Annotated in this window: 24 protein-coding genes and 4 tRNA genes; 1 reads left to right on the plus strand and 27 read right to left on the minus strand. The window is 62.9% G+C overall.

Annotation, left to right across the window (positions count from 1 at the left end):
* Nucleotides 1-8 precede the first annotated feature (8 nt).
* From BN60_RS10970 to BN60_RS11100, 27 genes are all read right to left on the minus strand, one after another.
* Complete coding sequence (locus BN60_RS10970; RefSeq protein WP_020696093.1) at nucleotides 9-1,523, minus strand: NADH-quinone oxidoreductase subunit M; 1,515 nt, start codon at nucleotides 1,521-1,523, stop codon at nucleotides 9-11.
* A gap of 6 nt (nucleotides 1,524-1,529) precedes the next feature.
* Nucleotides 1,530-3,503, minus strand: coding sequence for an NADH-quinone oxidoreductase subunit L (gene nuoL, locus BN60_RS10975; protein ID WP_020696094.1), 1,974 nt, complete (start codon nucleotides 3,501-3,503; stop codon nucleotides 1,530-1,532).
* 15 nt (nucleotides 3,504-3,518) lie between these two features.
* Complete coding sequence (gene nuoK / locus BN60_RS10980) at nucleotides 3,519-3,827, minus strand: NADH-quinone oxidoreductase subunit NuoK (RefSeq protein ID WP_020696095.1); 309 nt, start codon at nucleotides 3,825-3,827, stop codon at nucleotides 3,519-3,521.
* Nucleotides 3,827-4,441, minus strand: a complete 615-nt coding sequence (locus BN60_RS10985) for an NADH-quinone oxidoreductase subunit J (protein WP_020696096.1) — start codon at nucleotides 4,439-4,441, stop codon at nucleotides 3,827-3,829. Before BN60_RS10985 ends, nuoK begins: the two co-directional genes overlap by 1 nt.
* A gap of 23 nt (nucleotides 4,442-4,464) precedes the next feature.
* Entirely contained in the window at nucleotides 4,465-4,953 is a 489-nt protein-coding gene (gene nuoI / locus BN60_RS10990) for an NADH-quinone oxidoreductase subunit NuoI (protein WP_020696097.1), read from the minus strand.
* Between the two features lie 11 nt (nucleotides 4,954-4,964).
* The gene (gene nuoH / locus BN60_RS10995; RefSeq protein ID WP_215905964.1) at nucleotides 4,965-5,990 is read right to left on the minus strand and encodes an NADH-quinone oxidoreductase subunit NuoH; all 1,026 of its coding nucleotides are present in this window, start codon (nucleotides 5,988-5,990) and stop codon (nucleotides 4,965-4,967) included.
* A gap of 15 nt (nucleotides 5,991-6,005) precedes the next feature.
* A complete protein-coding gene (gene nuoG, locus BN60_RS11000) occupies nucleotides 6,006-8,054 on the minus strand; it encodes an NADH-quinone oxidoreductase subunit NuoG (RefSeq protein WP_020696099.1) in 2,049 nt (682 codons plus the stop codon).
* A gap of 18 nt (nucleotides 8,055-8,072) precedes the next feature.
* Nucleotides 8,073-9,356 carry an NADH-quinone oxidoreductase subunit NuoF gene (gene nuoF, locus BN60_RS11005; RefSeq protein ID WP_020696100.1) on the minus strand — a complete coding sequence of 428 codons (1,284 nt, stop codon included), beginning with the start codon at nucleotides 9,354-9,356 and terminating at the stop codon, nucleotides 8,073-8,075.
* 4 nt (nucleotides 9,357-9,360) lie between these two features.
* Nucleotides 9,361-9,942: an NADH-quinone oxidoreductase subunit NuoE gene (nuoE, locus tag BN60_RS11010; RefSeq protein WP_020696101.1), complete on the minus strand. Its 582-nt coding sequence runs from the start codon at nucleotides 9,940-9,942 to the stop codon at nucleotides 9,361-9,363.
* 11 nt (nucleotides 9,943-9,953) lie between these two features.
* Nucleotides 9,954-11,138, minus strand: coding sequence for an NADH-quinone oxidoreductase subunit D (locus tag BN60_RS11015; protein ID WP_020696102.1), 1,185 nt, complete (start codon nucleotides 11,136-11,138; stop codon nucleotides 9,954-9,956).
* 1 nt (nucleotide 11,139) lies between these two features.
* Nucleotides 11,140-11,751, minus strand: coding sequence for an NADH-quinone oxidoreductase subunit C (locus BN60_RS11020; RefSeq protein ID WP_020696103.1), 612 nt, complete (start codon nucleotides 11,749-11,751; stop codon nucleotides 11,140-11,142).
* On the minus strand, nucleotides 11,751-12,284 hold the full coding sequence (locus BN60_RS11025) for a NuoB/complex I 20 kDa subunit family protein (protein ID WP_043283832.1): 534 nt from the start codon (nucleotides 12,282-12,284) through the stop codon (nucleotides 11,751-11,753). The genes BN60_RS11020 and BN60_RS11025 overlap by 1 nt, the downstream gene beginning before the upstream one ends.
* Entirely contained in the window at nucleotides 12,275-12,640 is a 366-nt protein-coding gene (locus BN60_RS11030) for an NADH-quinone oxidoreductase subunit A (RefSeq protein WP_020696105.1), read from the minus strand. The genes BN60_RS11025 and BN60_RS11030 overlap by 10 nt, the downstream gene beginning before the upstream one ends.
* Before the next feature lie 45 nt (nucleotides 12,641-12,685).
* Nucleotides 12,686-12,762: transfer RNA gene (locus tag BN60_RS11035), tRNA-Asp, on the minus strand.
* A 121-nt stretch (nucleotides 12,763-12,883) separates the two neighbouring features.
* Nucleotides 12,884-12,959, minus strand: a tRNA-Val gene (locus tag BN60_RS11040).
* Nucleotides 12,960-12,995: 36 nt separating this feature from the next.
* Nucleotides 12,996-13,283 (minus strand): HU family DNA-binding protein, encoded by a 288-nt coding sequence (locus tag BN60_RS11045; protein ID WP_020696106.1) that lies wholly within the window; start codon nucleotides 13,281-13,283, stop codon nucleotides 12,996-12,998.
* A 162-nt stretch (nucleotides 13,284-13,445) separates the two neighbouring features.
* Nucleotides 13,446-15,845, minus strand: a complete 2,400-nt coding sequence (gene lon, locus BN60_RS11050; protein WP_020696107.1) for an endopeptidase La — start codon at nucleotides 15,843-15,845, stop codon at nucleotides 13,446-13,448.
* A 174-nt stretch (nucleotides 15,846-16,019) separates the two neighbouring features.
* Complete coding sequence (gene clpX / locus BN60_RS11055) at nucleotides 16,020-17,291, minus strand: ATP-dependent Clp protease ATP-binding subunit ClpX (protein ID WP_020696108.1); 1,272 nt, start codon at nucleotides 17,289-17,291, stop codon at nucleotides 16,020-16,022.
* A gap of 143 nt (nucleotides 17,292-17,434) precedes the next feature.
* Nucleotides 17,435-18,082 (minus strand): ATP-dependent Clp protease proteolytic subunit, encoded by a 648-nt coding sequence (locus BN60_RS11060; protein ID WP_020696109.1) that lies wholly within the window; start codon nucleotides 18,080-18,082, stop codon nucleotides 17,435-17,437.
* 76 nt (nucleotides 18,083-18,158) lie between these two features.
* The gene (gene tig, locus BN60_RS11065) at nucleotides 18,159-19,505 is read right to left on the minus strand and encodes a trigger factor (RefSeq protein ID WP_020696110.1); all 1,347 of its coding nucleotides are present in this window, start codon (nucleotides 19,503-19,505) and stop codon (nucleotides 18,159-18,161) included.
* Nucleotides 19,506-19,533: 28 nt separating this feature from the next.
* Nucleotides 19,534-19,618 (minus strand) — tRNA-Leu (locus tag BN60_RS11070).
* An 88-nt stretch (nucleotides 19,619-19,706) separates the two neighbouring features.
* Entirely contained in the window at nucleotides 19,707-21,200 is a 1,494-nt protein-coding gene (locus tag BN60_RS11075; RefSeq protein ID WP_020696111.1) for a bifunctional ADP-dependent NAD(P)H-hydrate dehydratase/NAD(P)H-hydrate epimerase, read from the minus strand.
* A gap of 32 nt (nucleotides 21,201-21,232) precedes the next feature.
* Nucleotides 21,233-21,309 (minus strand) — tRNA-His (locus BN60_RS11080).
* A 56-nt stretch (nucleotides 21,310-21,365) separates the two neighbouring features.
* Entirely contained in the window at nucleotides 21,366-22,010 is a 645-nt protein-coding gene (locus BN60_RS28785) for a TetR/AcrR family transcriptional regulator (protein WP_020696112.1), read from the minus strand.
* Nucleotides 22,010-22,774: a TetR/AcrR family transcriptional regulator gene (locus BN60_RS28790; RefSeq protein ID WP_177324801.1), complete on the minus strand. Its 765-nt coding sequence runs from the start codon at nucleotides 22,772-22,774 to the stop codon at nucleotides 22,010-22,012. Before BN60_RS28790 ends, BN60_RS28785 begins: the two co-directional genes overlap by 1 nt.
* A complete protein-coding gene (locus BN60_RS28795; protein ID WP_148283377.1) occupies nucleotides 22,675-23,175 on the minus strand; it encodes a hypothetical protein in 501 nt (166 codons plus the stop codon). Before BN60_RS28795 ends, BN60_RS28790 begins: the two co-directional genes overlap by 100 nt.
* Nucleotides 23,176-23,426: 251 nt before the next feature.
* Nucleotides 23,427-24,590, minus strand: a complete 1,164-nt coding sequence (locus tag BN60_RS11100; protein ID WP_043283836.1) for an aminotransferase — start codon at nucleotides 24,588-24,590, stop codon at nucleotides 23,427-23,429.
* Nucleotides 24,591-24,801: 211 nt separating this feature from the next.
* Between BN60_RS11100 and BN60_RS11105 the strand changes: the two genes are divergently transcribed.
* Entirely contained in the window at nucleotides 24,802-25,140 is a 339-nt protein-coding gene (locus tag BN60_RS11105; RefSeq protein ID WP_020696116.1) for a P-II family nitrogen regulator, read from the plus strand.
* Nucleotides 25,141-25,164 lie beyond the last annotated feature (24 nt).

Raw genomic sequence — 25,164 nt, forward strand, 5'->3', positions numbered from 1 at the left:
CCGGCCGCTCACGGCGCCAACGCCGCGGTGCGGGCGAGCTTCAGAGCTGCCTGATAGTCGCCGATCAGCTTGTCCACGGCCGGCGCCATCGGATCGAGGAAGGAATTGGGATAGATGCCCATCCAGAGCGTCAACAGCACCAGCGGCAGGAACACGGCGATCTCGCGCTTGTTCATGTCGAGCATGCCCTTCAGCGAATCCTTGGTGAGTTCGCCGAAGACGATCTTGCGATAGAGCCACAGCGCATAGGCTGCGCCCAGGATCAGGCCGGTTGCCGCCAGGAACGCCACCCAGGTGTTGGCCTTGAAGGCGCCCAGCAGGACCAGGAATTCGCCCACGAAGCCCGACAGGCCCGGCAGCCCGACGCTGGCCAGGGTGAAGAACAGGAAGGTGAAGGCATAGCGCGGCATGCGATGCGCGAGACCGCCATAGGCTGCAATCTCGCGCGTGTGCATGCGGTCGTAGACCACCCCGACACAAAGGAAGAGCGCGGCCGAGACGATGCCATGACTCAGCATCTGGAAGATCGAGCCCTGGACGCCCTGCATGTTCATGACGAAGGCGCCGATCGTCACGAAGCCCATGTGGGCAACCGACGAATAGGCGATCAGCTTCTTCATGTCCTCCTGCACCAGCGCGACCAGCGAGGTGTAGATGACGGCCACGACGGAGAGGCCGAAGACCAGCGGCGCGAAGTACTGCGTCGCCTCGGGCATCAGCGGGATCGAATAGCGCAGGAAGCCGTATCCACCCATCTTCAGCAGCACACCGGCCAGGATAACCGAGCCCGCCGTCGGCGCCTCGACGTGGGCGTCGGGCAGCCAGGTATGGACCGGCCACATCGGCACCTTCACCGAGAAGGAGGCGAAGAAGGCCAGCCACAGCCAGCACTGCCAGGTAAACGGCAGGTTGAGCTTCTCCATCGCCGTCGGCAGGTCCGTCGTACCGACATGCCAGTAGATGGCGATGATGGCCAACAGCATCAGCACCGAGCCGAGCAGCGTATAGAGGAAGAACTTGAAGGCCGCGTAGACGCGCCGCTTGCCGCCCCACACGCCGATGATCAGGAACATCGGGATCAGGACGCCTTCGAAGAAGATGTAGAACAGCGCCAGGTCGAGCGCACAGAACATGCCGACCATGAAGGTCTCGAGCACGAGGAACGCGACCATGTATTCCTTGACGCGGACCTGGATCGATTCCCAGCTCGCCAGGATGCAGATCGGCGTCAGCAAGGTCGACAGCAGCACGAAGAACAGCGAGATGCCGTCGATACCGACGTGGTAGCCGATGTTGAGCGCAGGGACCCAGGCGAGATGCTCCTCGAACTGGAAGCCGGCCTTGGTCGGGTCGAAGCGCACCCAGAGCAGGATCGAGATCAGGAAAGTGACCAGCGAGGTCAGCAGCGCCACGCTGCGGCAGTTGCGGTCGACAGCTTCCTTGGGGCCATTGACGACCAGGCAGAACAGCGCTCCCACCAACGGCAGGAAAGTGACCAGGGAGAGGATGGGCCAACTCGACATCGGGCCTTACCTCGCCGACAGCATGAAATAGGTGACGAGACCGGCAACGCCGACCAGCATCACGAACGCGTAGTGGTAGAGATAGCCGCTCTGGAAGCGCATCAGCACGCCCGCCATGTCCTGCGCACGGGCGGCAACGTTATCCGGCCCCAGCCCGTCGATGGTGGCGCCGTCGCCCTTCTTCCAGAAGATGCGGCCGATCGCCAATGCCGGCTTCACGAACACGGCATCGTAGATCTCGTCGAAGTACCACTTGTTGAAGAACAGCGCGTGCAGGCCCGGGAAGGCCTTCACGGTGCGGGCCGGCAGGTCGGTCTTCACCACATAGTAGTAGTAGCTGAGCAGGATGCCGGACACGGCCATCACCAGCGGCAACAGCTTCACCCAGAGCGGCACCGAGTGCGCATGGTGCAACACTTCCTCGGTCGACTTAACCGCGATGGCATTGCCCCAGAAGGCCTGCCAGTCGTGACCGACGAACCAGTCGTAGGCGATCAGTCCCGAGAATGCCGCGCCGATGCCCAGCACATAAAGCGGGATCATCATGACCATCGGCGATTCGTGGGCGTGATCCCAGGTATGATGGTCCCCGCGATACTTGCCATAGAAGGTCATGAACATCAGGCGGGTCGAATAGAAGGCCGTCATGAAGGCGGCGATCACACCCAGCCAGAAGGCGATCAGACCGACGGTCGTGTGCACGCCGTAGGCCGACTCCAGCATGATGTCCTTGGAGTAGAAGCCCGCGAAGCCCAGGCCGTTGCCCAGCAGGAACGGGATGCCGATGCCCGACAGCGCCAGAGTGCCGACCCACATCAGAATGAATGTCTGCGGCGCCTTCTCGCGCACGCCGCCCATCTGGCGCATGTCCTGTTCGTGGTGCAGACAATGGATCACCGAGCCCGAGCCCAGGAACAGCAGCGCCTTGAAGAAGGCGTGGGTCATCAGGTGGAACATCGCCGCCGAATAGGCGCCGACGCCACAAGCGAAGAACATGTAGCCGAGCTGGCTGCAGGTCGAATAGGCAACGACCCGCTTGATGTCGAACTGGGTGAGGCCGACCGTGGCGGCGAAGAAGGCCGTCGCTGCGCCGACGATGGTCACGACCATCAAGGCGACCGGCGCCAGTTCAAACAGCGGCGACAGGCGGCAGACCATGAACACGCCCGCGGTCACCATGGTGGCGGCATGGATCAGCGCCGAAACCGGGGTCGGGCCTTCCATGGCGTCCGGCAGCCAGGTGTGCAGGCCGAGCTGGGCCGACTTGCCCATGGCGCCGACGAACAGCAGCAGGCAGGCCGTTTCCAGCGCGGGCAGGTCCATGCCGAGGAACTGGATGCGCATCTGGGCCATCTGCGGCGCCTTGCCGAAGATTTCCTCGAAGCCCACCGAACCCGACAGCAACCAAACGGCGCAGATGCCGAGCGCAAAACCGAAGTCGCCGACGCGGTTGACGATGAAGGCCTTCATGGCCGCAGCATTGGCCGACGGCTTGTCGTACCAGAAGCCGATCAGCAGGTACGAGGCGAGGCCCACCCCTTCCCAGCCGAAGAAAAGCTGCACGAGGTTGTCCGCCGTCACCAGCATCAGCATGAAGAAGGTGAACAGGCTGAGATACGCCATGAAGCGCGGAATGCTGGGATCCTCCTCCATGTACCCGATGGAGTAGACGTGGACCATCGACGACACGCCGGTGACCACGATCAGCATGACCGCCGTCAGCGTATCGACGCGCAATGCCCAAGAGATGTCGAGCGTGCCCGAATCGATCCAGGAGAAGAGCTTCACGACCAGGAGCTTGCCCTCAGCCGGGCCGAAGCCGATGCGGATGAAAACGAAAACCGATAGCGCCGCGGCGATCAGGAGCGCCGCGCAGGTGACGATCTGGGCGGGGCGATCACCGATCACCCGGCAGAACAGGCCTGCAATCGCTGCCGCAAACAACGGCAGGAAGACGATGAGCTTGATGGCGAGATCCATGATGCGTGCGCGCCCCTAGCCCTTCATCGCATTGATGTCTTCGACCGCGATCGTTCCGCGGTTGCGGAAGTAGACCACCAGGATGGCAAGCCCGATGGCAGCCTCCGCGGCGGCCACCGTCAGCACCAGCATGGCGAAAACCTGGCCGACCACGTTGCCCTGGAAGGCCGAAAACGCCACGAGGTTGATGTTCACGGCGAGCAACATCAGCTCGACGCACATCAGGATCACGATGACGTTCTTGCGGTTCAGAAAGATGCCCAGAATGCCGAGGGTAAACAGCACTGAGGCGACGGCGAGGTAATGGCCGAGACCGATCGTCATCACACGCCTCCCCGCGTCGGCACCTTGACGGTCGTGATTGCCTGGTCCTTCGGCCGGTAGAGCTGGTCGCTGATCTTCTGGCGGCGGACGCCCGGCCGGTTGCGCAGAGTGAGCACGATCGCGCCGATCATGGCGACGAGAAGCACGATGCCTGCGACCTGGAAGAGGTAAAAATACTGCGTGTAGAGAACACGACCTATAGCGCGGGTATTGTCGACCGCCAGCACCTGCGGGCCGGCCTTGTCGAGGCCGGAGATGGTGACCGAGCCGCTCCCCAGAACGCCCAGTCCCAACAGGATCTCGGCTAGCAGCACGACGCCGATTGCGGCACCCACCGGGAGGTACTTCAGGAAGCCTTCACGTATCTCGGTGAGGTTGATGTCGAGCATCATAACGACGAACAGGAAGAGCACGGCGACGGCGCCGACATAGACGATGACCAGGATCATCGCGATGAACTCGGCACCGATCAGAACGAACAGCGCCGCGGCGTTAAAAAAGGCCAGAATCAGGAACAACACCGAATAGACCGGGTTGCGCGACACCACGACCATGGCGGCCGACGCGACCGTGACCGCGGCAAAGACGTAGAAGGCCAGAGCCTGAAGAAGCATTTTCTGTCTCTCCCCCGCCCGGCTCAGCGATACGCCGCGTCGGACTGGAGATTGGCCGCAATCAGGCTCTCCCAGCGATCGCCATTCGCGAGCAGCTTGTCCTTGTTGTACATCAGCTCCTCGCGGCTCTCGGTCGAGAACTCGAAGTTTGGCCCCTCGACGATGGCATCGACCGGGCAGGCTTCCTGGCAGAAACCGCAGTAGATGCACTTGGTCATGTCGATGTCGTAGCGGGTCGTGCGGCGGCTGCCGTCGTCGCGCGGCTCGGCCTCGATGGTGATCGCCTGGGCTGGGCAGATCGCCTCGCAAAGCTTGCACGCAATGCAGCGTTCCTCGCCGTTCGGATATCGGCGCAGGGCGTGTTCGCCACGGAAGCGCGGGCTGAGCGGTCCCTTTTCGTAAGGGTAGTTCACCGTCACCTTGGGCTTGAACATGTACTTCAAGGTGAGTGCGAAGCCGGCCACCAGCTCGGAGAGCAGGAAAGCGCGGGCGGTACGGTCGAGAGAGGCCATCGTGCGACTCCCTAGTGCTTCGGAACCCAGCCGCCGAACTGCAGAACAGCGGCGGTGAGCACGAGCCAGCCAAGCGATACAGGCAGGAAGACCTTCCAGCCCAGCCGCATGAGCTGGTCGTAACGGTAACGGGGCAGCGTTCCTTTGGTCCAGCTGAAGACGAACAGCAGGAACGCGATCTTCAAGGCAAACCACACGACGCCCGGCACCAGGGTGAACGGCGCATACGGCACCGGCGACATCCAGCCACCGAGGAACAGCACCGCGCCCATCGCAGAGAGCAGGATCATGTTGGCGTATTCGCCGAGGAAGAACAGGCCGAACGTCATGGCCGAGTATTCCGTGTGGAAGCCCGCCACCAGTTCGGCTTCCGACATCGGCAGATCGAACGGCGTGCGGTTGGTCTCAGCCAGGGCCGACACGAAGAAGATCACGAACATCGGCAGCAACGGCAGCCAGAACCAGCTCCAGAACCAGCCGGACTGAGCCAGCACCACATCGGAGAGGTTGAGCGAGCCGACGCAGAGCATGACAGTGACCAGCACGAAGCCAATCGAGACTTCGTAGGACACCATCTGCGCCGCCGAGCGCAACGCGCCGAGGAAGGCATACTTCGAGTTCGACGCCCAGCCGGCGATGATGATGCCGTAGACGCCGAGCGAGGAGATGGCGAAGAGATAGAGGATGCCGACATTGATGTCGGCGATGACCCAGCCGTCGTCGAACGGCACGACCGCCCAGGCAATCAGTGCGGTCATGAAGGTGATCATCGGCGCCACGATGAACAGAATGCCGTTGGCGCTCGACGGAACGATGGTCTCCTTCAGCACGAGCTTGAGGCCGTCGGCAAAAGGCTGCAGAAGGCCGAACGGCCCCACCACGTTGGGACCGCGGCGGAGCTGGATCGACGCCCAGACCTTGCGGTCGACATAGGTCATGTAAGCGACCGCAACCAGCAGCGGCACGGTGACCGCCAGGCACTGGGCGAGGATGACGATCGCCTGGCCGAGCCAGTTGGTCGTGAAGAATTGGATCAAGTCGGCGTACATTCCCTACTCCGCCGCCATGAGATGTGCGCGCGACGCCATGCAGTCTGCCATCGTCCGCGAGGCACGGCTGATCGGGCAGGTCATGTAGAAATTGGCAACGGCCGAAACGAACGCCGCATCGGTCGTGGCACCCGCCTTGCCGAACGGCCCCCAGGCACCCGGTGCCTGCTGATCGATGGCGGCGAAGACTTTGTTGACCGACACGAGGCGCGACCGCACCTGCGCCAGCGTATCGTAGGAGAGCGTCTTGCCCAGTCGTTCGGAAAGCGCGCGCAGGATCGACCAGTCTTCGCGAGCATCGCCCGGCGGATAGCCCGCTCGACGGCCGAGCTGGACGCGCCCCTCGGTGTTCACGTAGGTGCCGGGCTTCTCGGTATAGGCCGCGCCCGGCAGGATCACGTCGGCACGGTGTGCACCGGCATCGCCGTGATGGCCCTGATAGATCACGAAGGCCTTGCCGAGCCGCTTGGTGTCGATCTCGTCGGTAGCCAGCAGATAGACCGCACCGATCTCGCCCTTCTCGCAGCCCGCCAGGATCCCGGCGACGTCGCGGCCGCCCTCACCCGGCACCAGGCCGAGATCGAGGCCGCCAACGCGCGCCGCCGCCGTATGCAGCACTGCAAAGCCGTTCCAGTCTTCGCGAACGGCATTCAGCTTCTCGGCCAGCTCGCGCGCCATGGCGAGCACGGCTGCACCGTCTTCGCGCGCGACCGCGCCCATGCCGACGATGATCAGCGGATTCTTGGCAGCCTTCAGCTTCTCGAAGAAACCCAATTTGCCATCGACCAGTTCGCGCAAGGTCGCGGGGCCAGCGCCGAGGCGCTCCACCGGATAGGTGAGATCGGCGACTGGGCCGATGCTGCCAATCGCACAATGGCCGTGCAGGTAGCGCTTGCGGATACGTGCGTTCAGCACCGGCGATTCGGTGCGCGGATTGCTGCCAATCAGCAGGATCGCGTCTGCGGAGTCGATGCCGCGAACGCCGGCATTGAAGATGTAGCTGCCGCGCGGACCGTCGAGCTTGGCGCCGTCCTGGCGGCAATCGACGTTGGGCGAACCAAGAGCCGTCATCAGGTCCTTCAAGGCCACCATGGATTCGGCGTCGCACTGGTCGCCGGCGATCGCCGCAATCTTGGCACCGTCCATGCCCTTGAGCTTCGCCGCGATCGCGCCGAAAGCCTCGTCCCAGGTCGCTTCGACCAGCTTGCCGCCCTTGCGCACATAAGGCCGGTCGAGCCGTTGATGGCGCAGGCCGTCGATGGCATGCCGGGTTTTGTCGGAGATCCACTCCTCGTTCACGTCGTCGTTCAACCGCGGCAGCACGCGCATCACCTGCGCACCGCGCGTATCGACGCGGATGTTGGAACCAAGAGCGTCAAGCACGTCGATCGACTCAGTCTTGGTGAGCTCCCACGACCTCGCCTCGAAGGCATAAGGCTTAGAGGTCAGCGCGCCAACCGGGCAGAGATCGACCAGGTTGCCGGAAAGTTCGGTCGACAGCGCGTGCTCGACGTAGGTCGTCACTTCCATGCTCTCGCCGCGGCCGGTCGCGCCCAGCTCCTCGACACCCGCGACTTCGGTCGCGAAGCGGATGCAACGCGTGCAGTGGATGCAGCGATTCATCGACGTCTTGACCAGCGGGCCCAGTTCCTTGTCCGGCACCGCCCGCTTGTTCTCGTGATAGCGGCTGCGGTCGAAACCGTAGGCCATCGCCTGATCCTGCAGATCGCACTCGCCGCCCTGGTCGCAGATCGGGCAGTCGAGCGGATGATTGATCAGCAGGAATTCCATCACCCCGTTACGCGCCTTCTGCACGACCGGCGTCTTGGTAAAGATCTCCTGCTTGTCGGCAACCGGCAGCGCACAGCTCGCCTGCGGCTTCGGCGGGCCGGGCTTCACCTCGACCAAGCACATGCGGCAGTTGCCGGCGATCGACAGACGCTCGTGGTAGCAGAAGCGCGGAATTTCGACGCCTGCCAGTTCGCAGGCCTGCAGGACCGTGATGCCGGCCGGCACCTCGATCTCGACGCCGTCGATTTTAACCTTGGGCATTGCCTACTCCCCGCCCGCCTACTCGGCCGCCAGTTTTTCGGTGCGCGCGCGGATGCGGCGCTCCATCTCGGGCCGGAAATGGCGGATCAGACCCTGGATCGGCCAGGCTGCTGCATCGCCCAGCGCACAGATCGTGTGTCCTTCGACCTGCTTGGTGACATCCTCCAGCGCGTCGATCTCCTCGAGCCGCGCGTTACCCGTCACCATGCGTTCCATCACACGCCACATCCAGCCCGTGCCTTCGCGGCACGGCGTACACTGGCCGCAGCTCTCGTGCTTGTAGAAGTAGCTGAGCCGCGCGATCGCCTTCACGATGTCCGTCGACTTGTCCATGACGATGACCGCCGCCGTGCCGAGGCCCGACTTCTGGTCACGCAGCGAATCGAAATCCATCAGGACCGTGTCGCAGATCGACTTCGGCAACAGCGGTACCGACGCACCGCCTGGAATGACCGCGAGCAGATTGTCCCAGCCGCCGCGCACGCCGCCGCAATGGCGTTCGATGAGTTCCTTGAGAGGAATGCCCATCTCCTCTTCCACGTTGCACGGCTTGTTCACGTGGCCTGAGATGCAGAAGAGCTTGGTGCCGGTGTTATTCGGCCGGCCGATGCCAGCGAACCATGCAGCGCCGCGACGCAGAATGGTCGGCGCCACGGCGATCGACTCGACGTTGTTCACCGTGGTGGGACAGCCGTAGAGGCCAGCGCCTGCCGGGAACGGCGGCTTCAGCCGAGGCATGCCCTTCTTGCCCTCGAGGCTTTCGAGAAGCGCGGTTTCCTCGCCACAGATATAGGCGCCGGCGCCACGATGGACGTAGAGGTCGAAGTCCCATCCCGAGCCGCAGGCGTTCTTGCCGAGCAGACCCGCGTCGTAGGCTTCCTTGATCGCCGCAATGAGATGCTGCGCCTCGTTGTAGAACTCGCCGCGCACGTAGATGTAGCCGGCGTGGGCTCGCATCGCGAAGCCCGCGATCAGACAGCCCTCGATCAGGAGGTGCGGATCGTGACGCATGATGTCGCGATCCTTACAGGTCCCGGGCTCCGACTCGTCGGCGTTGACGACGAGATAGTGCGGCCGGTCCTTCACTTCCTTGGGCATGAAGGACCACTTCATGCCGGTCGGGAAGCCTGCGCCACCGCGGCCACGCAGACCCGACTTCTTCATCTCGTCGATGATGGCGTCGTGGCCGCGCTCGATCAGCGCCTTGGTGTTGTCCCAGGCACCGCGCGCGCGGGCACCGGCCAAGCGCCAGTCGTGGACGCCGTAGAGATTGGTAAAGATGCGATCCTTGTCGCCGAGCATCGTTTTACTCGCCCTTCAAGGTGGTGAGGCCGCCTTCCGGCGCCGACGTCTGACGGTCGACCTGCGGACCCGGCTTCGGCGTCTCGCCGCGGCGGAACGCGTCGAGCACCTTGTTCATCGAGGCCTCGTCGAGGTCCTCGTAGAAATCGTCGTTGATCTGCACCACCGGCGCATTCACGCAGCCGCCGAGACATTCGACTTCCTGCACGCTGAAGATCTCGCCGTCGGCCGCATGCTGGCATGCCTTCATCACGGCTTCCGAACCGCGCAGCCAGCACGGCGTCGTGGTGCAGACCTGCAGGAGGTACTTACCCTTCGGCTTGAGCTGGAACATCGTATAGAAGGTCGCGATCTCGTAGACGCGGATTGGCGCCATATCGAGAATCCTCGCCACCTCGTCCATCGCCACGCGCGGCAGCCAGCCCTGCTGACGCTGCGCCAGGTCCAGCACGCCGATGACTGCGCTCGCCTGACGGCCCGGCGGATAGTGCGCAATCAGCTCCTGCACCTTCGCCATGTATTCCGGCGTGAAGGTGAAGCTCGCGACCTGCGGCACGTCCTTCGGATCGGCGGTGATCATCGCCATCTTGTCGTCTCCTAGCGGTCGATCTCGCCGAACACGATGTCGAGCGAACCGATGTTCGCCGACATGTCGGCGAGCTGGTGTCCCTTGGTCATCATGTCGAGCGCCTGCAAGTGCGGGAAACCCGGAGCGCGGATCTTGCAGCGGTATGGCTTGTTGGTGCCGTCGGACACCAGGTAGACGCCGAACTCGCCCTTCGGCGCTTCGACGGCCGTGTAGGTCTCCCCAGCCGGAACCTTGTAGCCCTCGGTATAGAGCTTGAAGTGATGGATGAGGGCCTCCATCGAGTCCTTCATCTCGCCACGACGCGGCGGCGATATCTTGCGATCGTCGACGCGCACCGGACCGCCGACCTTACGCAGCGCCGCGATGCACTGCTCCATGATCCGCGCGCTCTGGTACATCTCCTCGATGCGCACAAGATAGCGCGCGAAACAGTCGCCCGTCTTTCCGACCGGGATGTCGAAATCCATACGCTCGTAGACGTCGTAGGGCTGCGACTTGCGCAGATCCCACGGAATCCCCGAGGCGCGGATCAGCGGGCCAGAGAAGCCCCAGTCGAGAGCCTGCTCGGACGACACGACGCCGATATCGACCGTGCGCATACGGAAGATGCGGTTGTCGTTCAGCAGATATTCAATGTCCTTGAGGAACGGATAGAATTGCTTGATCCACCCTTCCATGGAATCGAGCATGCCGGCCGGCAGATCCTGATGCACGCCGCCCGGCCGGAAATAGGCCGCATGCATGCGCGACCCGCTGACCTGCTCGTAATACTCCATCAGCAGCTCGCGCTGCTCGAATCCCCAGAGCGGCGGCGTCAACGCGCCTGTGTCCATCGCGAAGGTCGTGACGTTCAGCAGATGGTTCAGGATGCGCGTGACTTCCGAGAACAGCACGCGGATGTACTGGCCACGCTCGGGCGCCTGGATGCCCAGCAGCTTCTCGACGGCGAGCGCGTAGGCATGCTCCTGATTCATCGGAGAGACGTAGTCGAGCCGATCGAAGTACGGCACGGCCTGCAGGTAGCTCTTGTACTCGATCAGCTTCTCGGTGCCGCGATGCAGCAGGCCGATATGAGGATCGCAGCGCTCGACGATCTCGCCGTCCATCTCGACGACGAGGCGCAGCACGCCGTGGGCCGCCGGATGCTGCGGCCCGAAGTTCATCGTGAGGGTCTTGATCTCGACGTCGGACATGTCAGTTCGCCTTCGTCACCTTCTCGTCACCCGGCAGCACCCGTTCGATGCCACCTTCCCACGGGCTCAGGAAGTCGAAACGGCGGAACTCCTGGGTAAGCTTCACCGGCTCATAGATGACACGCTTCTGTACGTCGTCCCACCGCAGCTCGACGAAGCCGGTCAGCGGGAAATCCTTGCGCAGTGGATGCCCCTCGAAACCATAGTCGGTCAGAATGCGCCGCAGGTCGGGATGGTCCGAGAACCATACGCCGTAGAGATCATACGTCTCGCGCTCGAACCAGCCGGCCGAACTGTAGATCGAGGCAACCGACGGCACCGGAGTCGTCTCGTCCGTTGCTACCTTCACGCGGATGCGCAGGTTGTTCTTCAGGCTCAGCAGATTGTAGACGACATCGAAGCGTTTTTCGCGCTCGGGCCAATCGACGCCACAGATGTCGATGAGCTGCTTGAAAAGACACTTGGGATCGTCGCGCAGGAAAGTCAGCAGCGCGACCACCTTGTCGGGTGTCGTCTCAAGCATCAGTTCTTCGAGACGCACCTGATGGGCCGTCACCGCACCTGCGGTGGTCTGCGCAACGTGCTCACCAAGCTCCGCCAGTGTATCGGTCATCAACGCACCAATGTTCCGGTGCGGCGGACCTTCTTCTGAAGCTGCAGCACGCCGTAGAGCAGCGCTTCTGCGGTCGGCGGGCAGCCCGGCACGTAGACGTCGACCGGGATGATGCGATCGCAGCCGCGCACGACTGAATAGCTATAGTGATAGTAGCCGCCGCCGTTGGCGCAGGAGCCCATCGAGATCACGTAGCGCGGCTCGGCCATCTGGTCGTAGACCTTGCGCAGAGCCGGCGCCATCTTGTTGGTCAGCGTTCCCGCCACGATCATCACATCGGCCGAACGCGGACTGGGCATCGGCGCAAAGCCGAAACGATCGAGATCGTAGCGGCTCATCCAGCAATGGATCATCTCGACGCCGCAGCAGGCCAGACCGAAGGTCAGCCCCCACATCGAGCCGGTACGCGCCCAGGTAATCAGCTTGTCGAGCTGGGCAACGACGAATCCCTTGTCGGCCAGCTCATCGTTGAGCGCCCGCGACAACGCCGCCTCAGCAGCGCTATTGGGCTTGGCTGGAGTTATCACTCCCATTCCAGAGCTCCTTTCCGCCACTCGTATATGAAACCAACGGTGAGCACGGCCAGAAAGAGCATCATCGACCAGAAACCGAACAACCCGATGTCACCGAGCGCCACCGCCCAGGGGAACAGGAACGCGACCTCGAGGTCGAAGATGATGAAAAGAATGGCGACCAGATAAAAGCGTACATCGAACTGACCACGCGCATCGTCGAACGGCGCGAAGCCGCACTCGAAGGGTGACAGTTTCTCGGAATTCGGATTCTGACGGGCGATCAGATAGGACCCGCCGATCATGGCGCACGTCAGGGCGAAAGCGAGGCCAAGGAAGATCAGAATTGGAAGGTATTCCGTGAGAAGAGCTTCCATCGCCACCCCTTGCGCCCCGTTTTTCTGGGCTGCCAGCGTTGGGGCTGGCGCGAGCGACGGGACTCGAACCCGCGACCTCCGGCGTGACAGGCCGGCGTTCTAACCAACTGAACTACGCCCGCATTAGCCCCCAACGGCGCGCGGAGAGATATAGGAGCCCCTATAGGGTGTCAAGCATACCGCACTCGCGAAGTCGTGCGTAAGTGCCAGATTTTTCAATACTTTCCGCGCCGTGCGAAACAATGGTGGGCGATGACGGACTCGAACCGCCGACAACCTCGGTGTAAACGAGATGCTCTACCAACTGAGCTAATCGCCCCCGTTGCTTTTCTAGCACGCGTGCGCGCGCCGCGTCCTAGTTGATCGCGTCTTTCAGGGCCTTGCTGGCCTTGAAGCGCGGCACGATGGCCGCGGGAATCTTGATCTTTTCGCCGGTCTGCGGATTGCGCCCCTCGCCCGCCTTGCGCTTGGACACCTGGAACGTCCCAAAGCCGACCAACAACACCTTTTCCTTTTTCTTCAACGACTTGGTGATGACCGTCAGAATGGAATCGATGGCATTGGCGGCGTCGGTCTTCGAAAGGTTGGTCGAAGCGGCAACGGCGGCGATCAGATCGTGCTTGTTCACGGGGAGCCCCTGCATGGTCCGGCAGCCTCAAGTGTACGGGCCGCCGGAAAACGGCGTCAACGTTGAATACCATATTTTGTAGGTTTGATAGACCTAAACCCACACGTATTGGGTCCAAATGCAACGAAGCCCCGGATCACTCCGGGGCTTCGGCGATTCTTGCAAGGAGATTAGGGCTCAGTGTGCCCGGATCGCCTCGCTGCCTTCCGCCGGCTTGGCCGCGACCGTCTCCAGATCGTTCGGCCATTCGATCGCGACCAGCGGCTTCACCAGCGCTCGGGCTAGTACTTCATCGACAGTCGAAACCGGCACGATTTCCAGTCCCTTCTTCACGTTGTCCGGAATCTCCGGCAGATCGCGCTCGTTCTCCTTGGGAATGAGCACGGTCTTGAGACCACCGCGCAACGCCGCCAGCAGCTTTTCCTTCAGGCCGCCGATTGGCAGGACCCGCCCCCGCAGGCTGATCTCGCCGGTCATGGCCACATCCTTGCGCACCGCCACGCCGGTGAGCGCCGAAACGATCGACGTGATCATGCCGACACCGGCCGACGGGCCGTCCTTGGGCGTCGCACCTTCCGGCACGTGCACGTGGATGTCGCGCTTCTCGAAGATGTTCGGCTTGATGCCGAACGCCGCCGCGCGCGAGCGGACGTAGGCATTGGCTGCCTGCACCGACTCCTGCATGACGTCGCCCAGCTTGCCGGTCACGGTGACGCGGCCACGGCCCGGAACCAGCACGGCCTCGATCTGCAGCAACTCGCCGCCGACTTCGGTCCAGGCCAAGCCCGTCGTGATGCCCACCAGATCCTCGAGTTCCGCCTCGCCGTAGCGGAAGCGACGGACGCCGGCATACTTGTCGAGGTTCTTGCGGCCGATCTTCACCTTGGTCGTCCCCTTCATGAGGATTTCCTTGGTGGCCTTGCGGGCAAGATTGGCAATCTCGCGCTCGAGGTTACGGACACCGGCCTCGCGCGTGTAGTAGCGCACGAGGTCACGCACCGCGTCGTCGTGGATGTCGAGCTCCCCTTCCTTGAGACCGTTCGCTTCGATCTGCTTGGGAATGAGATGCTTGCGCGAGATAGCGACCTTCTCGTCCTCGGTGTAGCCGGCCAGCCGGATGATCTCCATGCGGTCCATCAGCGGCTGCGCCATGCGCAGCGAGTTCGCCGTGGTGATGAACATCACGTTCGACAGGTCGTAGTCGACTTCGAGATAGTGATCGTTGAACGACGTGTTCTGCTCGGGGTCCAGCACCTCGAGCAGCGCCGACGACGGGTCGCCGCGGAAATCCGCGCCGAGCTTGTCGATCTCGTCCAGCAGGAAGAGCGGGTTCGACGACTTCGCCTTCTTCATGCTCTGGATGACCTTGCCCGGCAGCGAGCCGATGTAGGTCCGGCGATGGCCACGAATCTCGGCCTCGTCGCGCACGCCGCCCAGCGACATGCGAACGAAGTTGCGGCCCGTCGCCTTGGCGATCGACTTGCCCAGCGAAGTCTTGCCGACGCCCGGCGGTCCGACGAGGCACAGGATCGGCCCCTTCATCTTGTCGACGCGCTGCTGCACCGCGAGGTACTCGAGGATGCGCTCCTTCACCTTCTCGAGGCCGTGATGATCGGCGTTGAGAATGTCCTCGGCGTACTTCAGATCCTTGATGATCTTGGTCGGCTTGCGCCATGGAATCGACAGTAGCCAGTCGAGGTAGTTGCGCACCACCGTCGCCTCGGCCGACATCGGGCTCATGGTCCGGAGCTTCTTCAGCTCGGCATTGGCCTTCTCGCGCGCTTCCTTGCTGAGCCGCGTCTTCTTGATGCGCTTCTCCAATTCGGAAACCTCGTCGCGACCGTCTTCGGTCTCGCCCAGCTCCTTCTGGATCGCCTTCATCTGCTCGTTGAGATAGTACTCGCGCTGCGTCTTCTCCATCTGACGCTTCACGCGGTTACGGATCTTCTTCTCGACCTGCAGGACGCCGATCTCGCCTTCCATCAGGCCGAGAATGCGCTCCAGCCGCTTGGACACGGAGTCGAGTTCGAGGAGCTGCTGCTTCTCGGCGACCTTGAGCGCGAGATGGGCCGAGATGGTGTCGGCTAGCTTGGTCGGCTCCTCGATCTTGTTGATCGAGACGACGACTTCCGGCGGCACCTTCTTGTTCAGCTTAACGTAGTTCTCGAATTCCGAGACCACGGTGCGAGCGGCCGCCTGGAGCTCCGCCGTCTCGCCCGGCGTCTCCTCCATATCGACGGCACGCGCCTCGAAGAAATCGGCGCGCTCGGAATAGCCAGTGACGCGCACGCGGCGGCCGCCCTCGACCAGCACCTTCACAGTATCGTCCGGCAGCTTCAGAAGCTGCAGCACGGTGCCGAGCGTGCCGATCGAATAAATGTCGTCGGGGCCGGGGTCGTCCTGGCTGGCGTTCTTCTGGGCGATCAGCAGGATCTGCTTGTCGTCCTTCATGACCTCTTCGAGGGCCTTGACGCTCTTCTCGCGACCAACAAAAAGCGGAACGATCATGCCGGGAAACACGACGATGTCGCGCAGCGGCAGGACCGGGTAGACAGTTCCTTGAATGGGGGCGTTCATGATGCCTCACAACGTACGCTGTTAGAGCTACCCGCACCGCGGACGCGACCCCCAAATGGGCGATCAACGCTACGCAAACACGTGCACTCGCTAGCAGAGATTGGCCCGAACAGGATTTGGTTCAAGCCCCGTCGGGGAGACTGCCGGCGACGGTCGTCGCCGGCGCAGCAAAAATCAGGCCGGCGCCGCAGCAATGCCTTCATTGCGCTCGCCATGCACATACAGTGGCTGCGCCCGTCCTTCAATGACTTCCCGGTTGATTACCACTTCTTCGACCCCGTCGAGCGACGGCAGGTCGTACATGGTGTCGAGAAGTACCGTTTCCATGATCGAGCGCAGGCCACGCGCACCCGTCTTGCGCATGATCGCCTTCTGGGCGACCGCACGCAGGGCGTCATCGGAGAATTTGAGCTTCACATTCTCCATGTCGAACAGGCGCTGGTACTGCTTGATCAGCGCGTTCTTCGGCCGGGTCAGGATCTCGATCAGCGCGCTCTCGTCCAGATCCTCGAGGGTGGCGACGACCGGCAGACGGCCGACGAACTCGGGGATCAGGCCGTACTTCAACAGATCCTCGGGCTCGAGATCGCGCAGCACTTCACCGGTACGGCGATCCTCAGGCCCCCTCACCTCGGCCCCGAAACCAATCGACGTGCCCTGGCGACGCATGGAGATGATCTTGTCGAGACCGGAGAAGGCACCACCACAGATGAACAGGATGTTGGTAGTGTCGACCTGCAGGAACTCCTGCTGCGGATGCTTGCGCCCGCCCTGCGGCGGCACGGAGGCCACGGTGCCTTCCATGATCTTGAGCAGCGCCTGCTGCACGCCCTCGCCCGACACGTCGCGCGTAATCGACGGGTTGTCGGACTTGCGGCTGATCTTGTCGACTTCGTCGATGTAGACGATGCCGCGCTGCGCGCGTTCGACGTTGTAGTCGGCCGACTGCAGCAGCTTCAGGATGATGTTCTCGACATCCTCTCCGACATAACCAGCTTCGGTGAGAGTCGTGGCGTCGGCCATCGTGAAGGGCACATCGAGCATGCGGGCCAGAGTCTGGGCCAGCAGGGTCTTGCCGCAGCCCGTCGGGCCGATGAGCATGATGTTCGACTTGGCGATCTCGACGTCGTTCGCCTTCCCGCCATGGCTCAACCGCTTGTAATGGTTGTGCACCGCAACGGCGAGAATACGCTTGGCCTGGTCTTGGCCAATTACATAATCGTCGAGGATCTGGCGAATTTCCTTGGGCGACGGAACGCCGTCCTTGGACTTGACCAGGGTGGTTTTGCTCTCTTCCCGGATGATGTCCATGCAGAGCTCGACGCATTCATCGCAGATGAACACGGTCGGGCCGGCAATAAGCTTCCGGACCTCATGCTGGCTCTTGCCGCAGAAGCTGCAATACAGGGTGTTACGGGAGTCACCCCCGGACTTGGCGGCTGGCATGTCGTTAACGCACCTCCGCTTGGGGGGCTCGTCGACCTGCGAGCCCACACCAAAGCTATGTTAAACGCGCCCCCTAGATCGCGACAACATCAAAATATGGTGTGTCGGCGTGCAAAAGGGAAACAATTGGTCGTAACGGCCGCTTAGGAAGCAGCCGCCTGGATCGTCGGAGTCGGCCGCCTGTCGAAAACTTCGTCAATCAGGCCGAATTCCTTGGCCTCCGGCGGAGAGAAGAAGCGGTCGCGCTCCATCCCCTTCTCGATCTCTTCGATCGTCCGGCCGGTGTGGTTGACATAGAGTTGATTAAGGCGGGCACGTGTCAGCAGGATTTCCTTGGCGTGGATTTCGATGTCCGTCGCCTGGCCCTGTGCACCACCGGATGGCTGATGGATCATGATCCGGGCGTTGGGCAGCGAAAAGCGCTTGCCCTTCTCGCCTGCCATCAACAGCAGCGAACCCGCCGACGCAGCCTGGCCGAACACCAAGGTCGAGATATTGGGGCGCACGTACTGCATCGTGTCGTAGATCGCCAACCCCGACGTCACCACGCCGCCCGGCGAGTTGATATAGAAGGAGATGTCCTTCGTGGGGTTCTCGGCTTCGAGATAGAGGAGCTGGGCGCAGACCAAGCCCGCCACGTTGTCCTCGATCGGGCCGTTCAGAAAGATGATCCGCTCCTTGAGCAGGCGGGACCAGATATCGTAGCCGCGCTCGCCGCGGGCCGACTGCTCGACGACCATCGGGACGTAGTAATTGTTGTAGATTTCCAGCGGATCGCGGTCGCGACTCATCGCGGGCCCCCTTGAGTATGATGTCGCTTTGAAAGTGGCAGCGCCGGCGGCCTCGTTCAAGGCCGCCGGTTCTGGATCAATTTGCCGCTTTCTCCGCAGGCTCTTCTTCTTCCGCCTCGCGAGCTGCCTTGAGCAGTTCCTCCGGCGTAACCGACTTCTCGGAGACCTTCGCCAGCTCGAGAATGAAGTCGACCGTCTTCTCTTCGAAGATCGGCGCGCGGAGCTGTTCCTTGAGTTCGGCGTTCTTGCCGTAGAACTCCAGGACCTGGCGCTCCTGGCCGGGATAGCGCATCGCTTCGCGCATCACCGCCTGGTTCAGCTCTTCCGGCGTCACTTCGATGTTGTTGGAGCGGCCGACATCTGCGAGCAGCAGGCCGAGGCGCACCCGGCGCTCCGCAATCTCGCGGTACTCCTTCTTCATCTTCTCTTCGTCGTCTTCGAGCTTCTGGCCATTCTTCTTGGCCTCCTCGATACGCTGCCAGATTGCGCCGAACTCGCCTTCGATCAGTCCTTCCGGCACCTCGAACTTGTGGCTGTCAGCAAGCTTGTCGAGCAGCTGACGCTTCACCATCTGGCGCGAGATCTGGGTGTAGTCCTGGCCGATGCGCTCACCGACGGCCTTCCGCATGGCTTCGAGATTCTCGAAGTTGTTCTTCTTCGCCAGCTCGTCGTCGGCGGGCTTGTCGACGAATTCACGGATCTCCTTGATCGTGCACTTGAAGACCGCGTCCTTACCGGCGAGTTCCGCCGCACCGTAATCGGCCGGGAAAGTCACCTTCACGTCGACGGTCTTGCCGACCTCGGCGCCGATGAGCTGATCCTCGAAACCGGGAATGAACGAGCCCGATCCCAGCTCCAGCGTGTAGTCGGTGGCCGCACCGCCCGGGAACTCCGTGCCGTCGACCGAGCCCACGAAGTCGAGCTTGATCGCATCGCCCTTCTGGGCCGGACGCGGCGGATCGACAGGCTTCTGATCGCGGTTGGCCTTGGCGATGCGCTCGAGGGCATCGTCGACATCCTTGTCCGGAACGGCGGCCTTCAGGCGCTCGAGCTCGATGCCCGAGAAATCGAGCTTGCCGATCTCCGGCAGCACTTCGATCGCCACTTCGAATTCGACGTCCTTGCCCTCTTCGAGCTGCTTCAGGTCGACCCGCGGCTGCAGCGCCGGACGCAGGCCGCGATCTTCGATCGCCTTCGCCGTGCTGGTGTTGACGGCCTGCTCGACGGCCTCGCCGAACAGCGCCTGGCCGTACTGCTTCTTCAGCAGGCTGACCGGCACCTTGCCCGGGCGGAAGCCCGGCAGAGCAGCCGTCTGCGCCATCTCAGCCAGCCGCTCGTCGACCTTCGCCGACAGATCACCGGCCGGCACAACGATCTTGAATTGCCGCTTCAGCCCTTCGGCCGAGAGTTCCGTCACTTGCATCGTCTCACTTCCATTTCCTGGCATTTCCTGGTGCGGGCGGAGGGACTTGAACCCCCACGCCTTGCGGCACGAGAACCTAAATCTCGCGTGTCTACCAATTTCACCACGCCCGCCCGAATCGGCCCACATCGACGACAAGGGCCATCGGGGCGTGCCTCGAAGGCCGAATCGCGCGCCTCTTAGCCCGGGCCCGTCAAACGGTCAATTGACGGTGAGAGCCGACTGCATCGCTTCTGGAATTAAGTTGAGCAAATCCTCTGCAATCAGGCCCGGGCGCCCAAACCGACAAGCACAATCCCCATGGAGCCACGCCGCCGCTGCCGCCGCCGCGAAAGCCGTCAGCCCCTGCGCCATGAGCCCGCCTGCGATACCGGCCAGCACGTCGCCCGCCCCGGCCGTCGCCAGGCCCGCGGTAGCGTGCACATTGATGACCGCCCGGCCGTCCGGAGCGGCGATAACCGTGTCGGGTCCCTTCAGGAGGACCGTGGCGCCGCTCAGGGCGGCGGCCTGGCGGACGCGGGCCACCTTGCCCCCCTCGCCCTTGATGCCTGGGAACAGGCGGCGGAACTCACCCTCATGCGGCGTGAGCAAAACCTGCCCCTTGGCGCCTTCGAAAAGAATCCGAGGCTCTTCCGAGAAGCTCGTGATGCCGTCGGCATCCAGGACCAGGCCACGTCGGTCCGCCAGCACCGCCAGCGCAGCCTCTCGCGTCCTGTCGCCGATCCCCGAACCCGGGCCGATCAGGAACGCGTTGCGCCGCGGATCGTCGAGAAGGCCCGCAAACGAAGCAGCGTCGTCGGCCTCGACGACAAGGTTGCCGGGTTCGGCAGCCTGATAGGACGGAAGGGTCGGGCGTGGTGAGGCAATGGTAACCAGCCCCGCCCCTGCCCGGCGGCCGGCAATGGCTGCAAGACGGGCGGCTCCCGTGGCCTGCGGCCCGGCGAGGATCGTCAGGTGGCCGCGCGCATATTTGTGATCGGCCAGGTCGCTTCGCTTCAGCAGTTCGCGCCACAGGATCGGACCGTTGAGCCATTGCCGGGGCGCGATGGCCTCGATGGCCCCCGGCGGAATGCCGATATCGACGACCTGCAGGTCGCCACACCGCTTCAGCCCTTCCTCCGAAAAGTGGCCGGGCTTGGCGCGGAAGAACGTAACGGTGCAGACGGCCTTCGCCGCCCGGCCCAACACCTGGCCACTGTCGCCATGGAGACCGCTTGGAACATCTACCGCGACGACCGTCAGGCCATGCTCGTTCAGATGGTCGACGACATCGCCTGCCGCACCTCCGATCGGCCGCGACAGGCCGGCGCCGAACAACGCATCAACCACCAACGGCCCCCCTTCCAGGAGCGCAACCGACAATGGCTCCACATTGCCCTTCCAGGCGCCGGCCGCCCAAGCCGCATCGCCCTTCAGATCAGCAACTGCGCCGGCAAGCCCCAGCCGGACTGGCCAGCCCGCTTCGCGCAGCCGACGCGCAGCTACGAAGCCGTCGCCTCCATTGTTGCCAGGCCCACACAGCACGGCGACCGGGCGCCGCGGCCATCGCCGCATGACGGCCGCAGCGACGGCCCTGCCGGCAGTTTCCATTAGCGTGGCCCCCGAAGTGCCGCCGGCGATGGCGAAGGCGTCGGCCTTTGCCATTTCCGTGCAGTCCAGAAGCGCGAGTTCGTCGTCTTCAGCGAGGTCGCGCATGGGTGTTCCAGGGACCAGGATTTAGGGGCGATTGGGGCGGCCGACCGGATTTGAACCGGCGACATCCAGAATCACAATCTGGCGCTCTAACCAACTGAGCTACGGCCGCCATCGTGGATCGCTCCCGACGAAGCGGCGCCTTCCTACGCTCCAGGGGCCGGAGCGTCAAGAAACTGACGGCGTCGGCGGCAACAAACGGTCGATCGCGCTCACCCAGAGGGCGCAGGCTTGCTCGTACGTCAGGCCGAACATGTGGCGCATCCGCGCCCAGCTTTCGAAATCGATCAACGCCTCGATCGCCAAAACCGTCTGTTGACGCTCGACCGGCCCCAGGGTCGACAGTTCGGGTTCGTACATCGTTTCGAGGCGACGGATAACGAGCTCCCGAGCCCGCCGAATACGGTCCTTGAGTTCCGCGGACTCCCCCTGATTGGCATTCAGTGCTCGCCACAGGGGCAGCCACTCCTCGCAGACGCGGCCTCGCGTCTCGACATGTGTCTTCAGGCGCAAGGCGCGGTTGCCTTTGGGCGGGTGGCCGGCCGCCTGCAGGGAAGCCTGCGACATTACATAGTCGGTCGCCGCAACGCGCAGCGTATGAAGGTCGGGAAAACGCTCAAACACCGAGCGCACAGAATAGCCGGCACGCCGTGCTATCGCCGCGGCTGTGGGAATCTGCGGACTTTCCCGCAGGAGCAGGAGATATGCGTCGATGATGAGCTGCCGCGTCCGCACGCTGCGCAGACGACGACCGTCGGTTCGGACCGGCTTGGCGTCGGAAGACTTGTTCACCTGGCCAGTCCTGGGGTCCATCAGGCGCTGCCCGGAACCCGAGGAAGCAATCTGTCGACGGCCTGCACCCATGCTGTGCAGGCTTCTTCGAAAGACAGCCCGAAAAACTGTCGCATACGGGCCCAGCTTTCCACATCGGTCAGTGCTTCAAGCGCAATCAGGAGCTGCCGGCGCTCCAGCTCCGACACGGTGGCGAGTTCAGGCCGATAGATGATCTCGAGGCGCGCGATGTAGCGTTCGCGCGCCTGCCTGATACGGTCCTTCAGCTCCATGGAATCGCCCTGGTTGATGATTAGCGACCGCCACAAGGACAACCACCTCTCGCAGACCTCGGCCCGCGCACGGACCTGCGACTTCAACCGTAATTCCCGATCGCCTTCGAGCTCGCCGGACGGGGCCAACGCCGTCACCTGAGCCATTGCATAGTCGACGGCAGCAATCTGAAGGGCGCGAATGTCCGGGAAGCGCTCGAAGACGGATCGCACCGCGTAGCCCGCCTTCTCAGCGATCTCCGCAGCCGTCGGAACACGCGGCGAATGGGCATCGGCGAGCGCCAGGTAGGCCTCGATGATGAGCTGCTTCGTCCGCTCGCTGCGCAGACGACGGCCGTCGATCCGATTGGGCTTCTTTATCGACGCATCCGACACGTTGCTGAGTTCCGTCGCCAAATGTTGAGAGGTCAGAGCTAGAGCGGAGTCGGCGGGAGCATCCGGTCGATGGCCCGCATCCAGAGAGAACAGGACTCGGCAAATGACAGGCCATGCATTTCGCGCATCCGCGCCCAACTTTCGATATCCGTCAAAGCTTCCAGGGCAATCAGCATGTTCCTCCGCTCGACCTCGGAAAGGGTCGAGAGCTCGGGCCGATACATGATCTCGAGCCGGTGGATCGTCCGGTTGCGAGCGATGCGAAGCCGGGCCGTCAGCGCATCGTCCTCGTCGACATTGACTGTGAGCGCACGCCAGAGCGCGACACCGCGCTCACAGGTTCCCGCGCGAGTTTCCACCTGGGACTTAATCCGGGTCGGGCGATCGCCGTCGACATCGCGGGCCGGCGCGAGGGCCGCAGCATGGGCAAGGCCATAGTCAGCCGCAGCGACGCGCAAGGTATGGAGGTCAGGAAAACGCTCGAAGATCGACCGCACCGAGTAGCCCGCCCTCTCCGCGATATCCGCTGCGGTCGGCATGGGCGCTTGCGGCCTTTCCCGCAACAAGGCGAGGTAGGCCTCGATAATCAGCTGCTTCGTCCGCTCGCTGCGCAGGCGGCGACCGTCGATCCGGGCAGGCTTGAGGGTGGCTGATATTGACACGATCTCGTTGTCGACATGAATAATGGCAATGCCAATGCAGTAATCTTACGCGCCGGCACTCTATATCGTCCCTAAGAAAATGTAACAATTGCAGCCTGAGCTCGCTAGACTGCAAATTGTGGTGATATTCAACGAAAATGCGCTGCCAGACGCTCCACCGCGCTGTCGAGCGTCGCATCGTGCTTGCAAAAGCAGAAACGCGCGAAGTGGCGTGGCGCCTGGGCGGACTCATCGTAGAACGCGCTGACCGGCACGGCGGTCACCCCCGCCTCCACCGTGATATGTCGGCAGAAATCCTCGTCTGTCCCGTTGAAGCCAAGCGGCCGGAAATCGGTGGTCACGAAGTAGGTACCGTGGGCCGGCAACACTTCGAAACCGATCTCGGACAGCGCGCCGGCCAGCCGGTCGCGCTTGCGTTGCATATCCCGGGCCAGTCCCGTAAAATAGTTGTCTCCCAGACGTAGGCCTGTGGCCGCCCCCCATTGCAGGTTCGGTGGAGTCGTGAAGGTCATGAACTGATGCGTCTTGGCGATCGCCCGCATGAGGTCGGGCGCGGCCGTGATGTAGCCAACCTTCCAGCCCGTGAGGCTGAAGCTCTTGCCTGCCGAACCGATGCGCACCGTCCGGTTGCGCATGTCAGGGCGGGTCATCAGCGAAACATGGCGGCGATCGTCGAAGATGATGTGCTCGTAGACCTCGTCACAAATGGCGTAGACATCGTGCTTCAGGCAGAGCCCGGCGATGAAGTCGAGTTCCTCTTCGTCGAAGACCTTCGAGCAGGGATTCATCGGCGTGTTGAACAGGATGAGCTTCGTACGATCGCTAAAGGCCGCGGCCAACTCTTCCTTGGGCAGGCGCCAGCTTGGCGGTTCCAGACGAACCATCTTCGGAATACCCCCTGCCCGACGCACCATCGGCAGGTAGGAGTCGTAGAGCGGCTCAATCAGGACCACCTCGTCGCCCGGTTCGATCAGCCCAAACAGGCAGTCGCCCAGGGCCTCCGTAGCGCCGGAGGTAACAAGCACCTCGGTCTGCCAATCCACGTCGAGGCCCTGGAAGCGCTTAGCGTGCTCCGCCACCGCCTGTCGCAACTCGGGGATCCCCATCATGGGGGGATACTGGTTGTGGCCGTTCAGCAGGTAGTCGGCCGCGGCCGCCCGTACCTCATCCGGTCCCTTGTCGTCGGGGAAGCCCTGGCCGAGATTGACCGACTTATGCTCACGGGCCAGCGCCGACATCACCTCAAAGACTGTCGTGCCCAGGCTGGACATCAGTGAATTCGCAGATTTCATCGAAGATCCCGTACTGCCTTACATTTGGGCAAAAAACCGCCCGCACATTAATCAATCCGCCTACTCCGCAGACAAATCACCGGCTGCCCTTCTCCTCTTATCCTTCAGTCGAGCTGTGGAAAATTATGGCATGAAATTTGCTTCATGCCCGTTCACAACGAGCTCTCCCGACCGGGAGGCCCGGTGTCTGCGTGCGGAGTGTCTCAAGCCAATGAAGAAGATCGAAGCGATCATCAAGCCCTTCAAGCTGGACGAGGTGAAAGATGCCCTCAACCAGATCGGGTTGAAGGGTATCACCGTCCTGGAAGCGAAGGGCTTCGGCCGGCAGAAAGGCCACACCGAACTTTACCGCGGCGCCGAGTACGTCGTCGATTTCCTGCCCAAGGTGAAGATCGAGCTGATCGTCGAAGACGAGATGGTCGAGAAGGCTGTCGAGGCGATCCGCAGCTCCGCGCACACCGGCCGAATCGGCGACGGCAAGATCTTCGTGTCGAGCATCGACGATGCGATCCGAATTCGTACTGGCGAGCGTGGTGACGCCGCCGTATGAGGACCTGGCCTCAGGGGGCCGGAG

It is taken from the genome of Reyranella massiliensis 521, from assembly GCF_000312425.1.
Taxonomy (GTDB): Bacteria; Pseudomonadota; Alphaproteobacteria; order Reyranellales; family Reyranellaceae; genus Reyranella; species Reyranella massiliensis.

What these genes read in the sequence shown, in the direction of transcription:
- nuoG (WP_020696099.1), bottom strand. Translation starts at nt 8,054, where the DNA reads ATGCCCAAGGTTAAAATCGACGGCGTCGAGATCGAGGTGCCGGCCGGC.
- BN60_RS11060 (WP_020696109.1), bottom strand. Translation starts at nt 18,082, where the DNA reads ATGAGTCGCGACCGCGATCCGCTGGAAATCTACAACAATTACTACGTC.
- BN60_RS11100 (WP_043283836.1), bottom strand. Translation starts at nt 24,590, where the DNA reads ATGAAATCTGCGAATTCACTGATGTCCAGCCTGGGCACGACAGTCTTT.
- tig (WP_020696110.1), bottom strand. Translation starts at nt 19,505, where the DNA reads ATGCAAGTGACGGAACTCTCGGCCGAAGGGCTGAAGCGGCAATTCAAG.
- BN60_RS11015 (WP_020696102.1), bottom strand. Translation starts at nt 11,138, where the DNA reads ATGTCCGACGTCGAGATCAAGACCCTCACGATGAACTTCGGGCCGCAG.
- BN60_RS28795 (WP_148283377.1), bottom strand. Translation starts at nt 23,175, where the DNA reads ATGCCGACCGCAGCGGATATCGCGGAGAGGGCGGGCTACTCGGTGCGG.
- BN60_RS11075 (WP_020696111.1), bottom strand. Translation starts at nt 21,200, where the DNA reads ATGCGCGACCTCGCTGAAGACGACGAACTCGCGCTTCTGGACTGCACG.
- BN60_RS11030 (WP_020696105.1), bottom strand. Translation starts at nt 12,640, where the DNA reads ATGGAAGCTCTTCTCACGGAATACCTTCCAATTCTGATCTTCCTTGGC.
- nuoI (WP_020696097.1), bottom strand. Translation starts at nt 4,953, where the DNA reads ATGGCCTCTCTCGACCGTACCGCCCGCGCTTTCCTGCTCTCCGAGCTG.
- nuoF (WP_020696100.1), bottom strand. Translation starts at nt 9,356, where the DNA reads ATGCTCGGCGACAAGGATCGCATCTTTACCAATCTCTACGGCGTCCAC.
- BN60_RS10970 (WP_020696093.1), bottom strand. Translation starts at nt 1,523, where the DNA reads ATGTCGAGTTGGCCCATCCTCTCCCTGGTCACTTTCCTGCCGTTGGTG.
- lon (WP_020696107.1), bottom strand. Translation starts at nt 15,845, where the DNA reads ATGAACGCCCCCATTCAAGGAACTGTCTACCCGGTCCTGCCGCTGCGC.
- BN60_RS28785 (WP_020696112.1), bottom strand. Translation starts at nt 22,010, where the DNA reads ATGGACCCCAGGACTGGCCAGGTGAACAAGTCTTCCGACGCCAAGCCG.
- BN60_RS11105 (WP_020696116.1), top strand. Translation starts at nt 24,802, where the DNA reads ATGAAGAAGATCGAAGCGATCATCAAGCCCTTCAAGCTGGACGAGGTG.
- nuoL (WP_020696094.1), bottom strand. Translation starts at nt 3,503, where the DNA reads ATGGATCTCGCCATCAAGCTCATCGTCTTCCTGCCGTTGTTTGCGGCA.
- BN60_RS11045 (WP_020696106.1), bottom strand. Translation starts at nt 13,283, where the DNA reads ATGCAGGGGCTCCCCGTGAACAAGCACGATCTGATCGCCGCCGTTGCC.
- BN60_RS11020 (WP_020696103.1), bottom strand. Translation starts at nt 11,751, where the DNA reads ATGACCGATACACTGGCGGAGCTTGGTGAGCACGTTGCGCAGACCACC.
- nuoE (WP_020696101.1), bottom strand. Translation starts at nt 9,942, where the DNA reads ATGGCGATGATCACCGCCGATCCGAAGGACGTGCCGCAGGTCGCGAGC.
- clpX (WP_020696108.1), bottom strand. Translation starts at nt 17,291, where the DNA reads ATGCCAGCCGCCAAGTCCGGGGGTGACTCCCGTAACACCCTGTATTGC.
- BN60_RS10985 (WP_020696096.1), bottom strand. Translation starts at nt 4,441, where the DNA reads ATGCTTCTTCAGGCTCTGGCCTTCTACGTCTTTGCCGCGGTCACGGTC.
- BN60_RS11025 (WP_043283832.1), bottom strand. Translation starts at nt 12,284, where the DNA reads ATGGGAGTGATAACTCCAGCCAAGCCCAATAGCGCTGCTGAGGCGGCG.
- nuoK (WP_020696095.1), bottom strand. Translation starts at nt 3,827, where the DNA reads ATGACGATCGGTCTCGGCCATTACCTCGCCGTCGCCTCAGTGCTGTTT.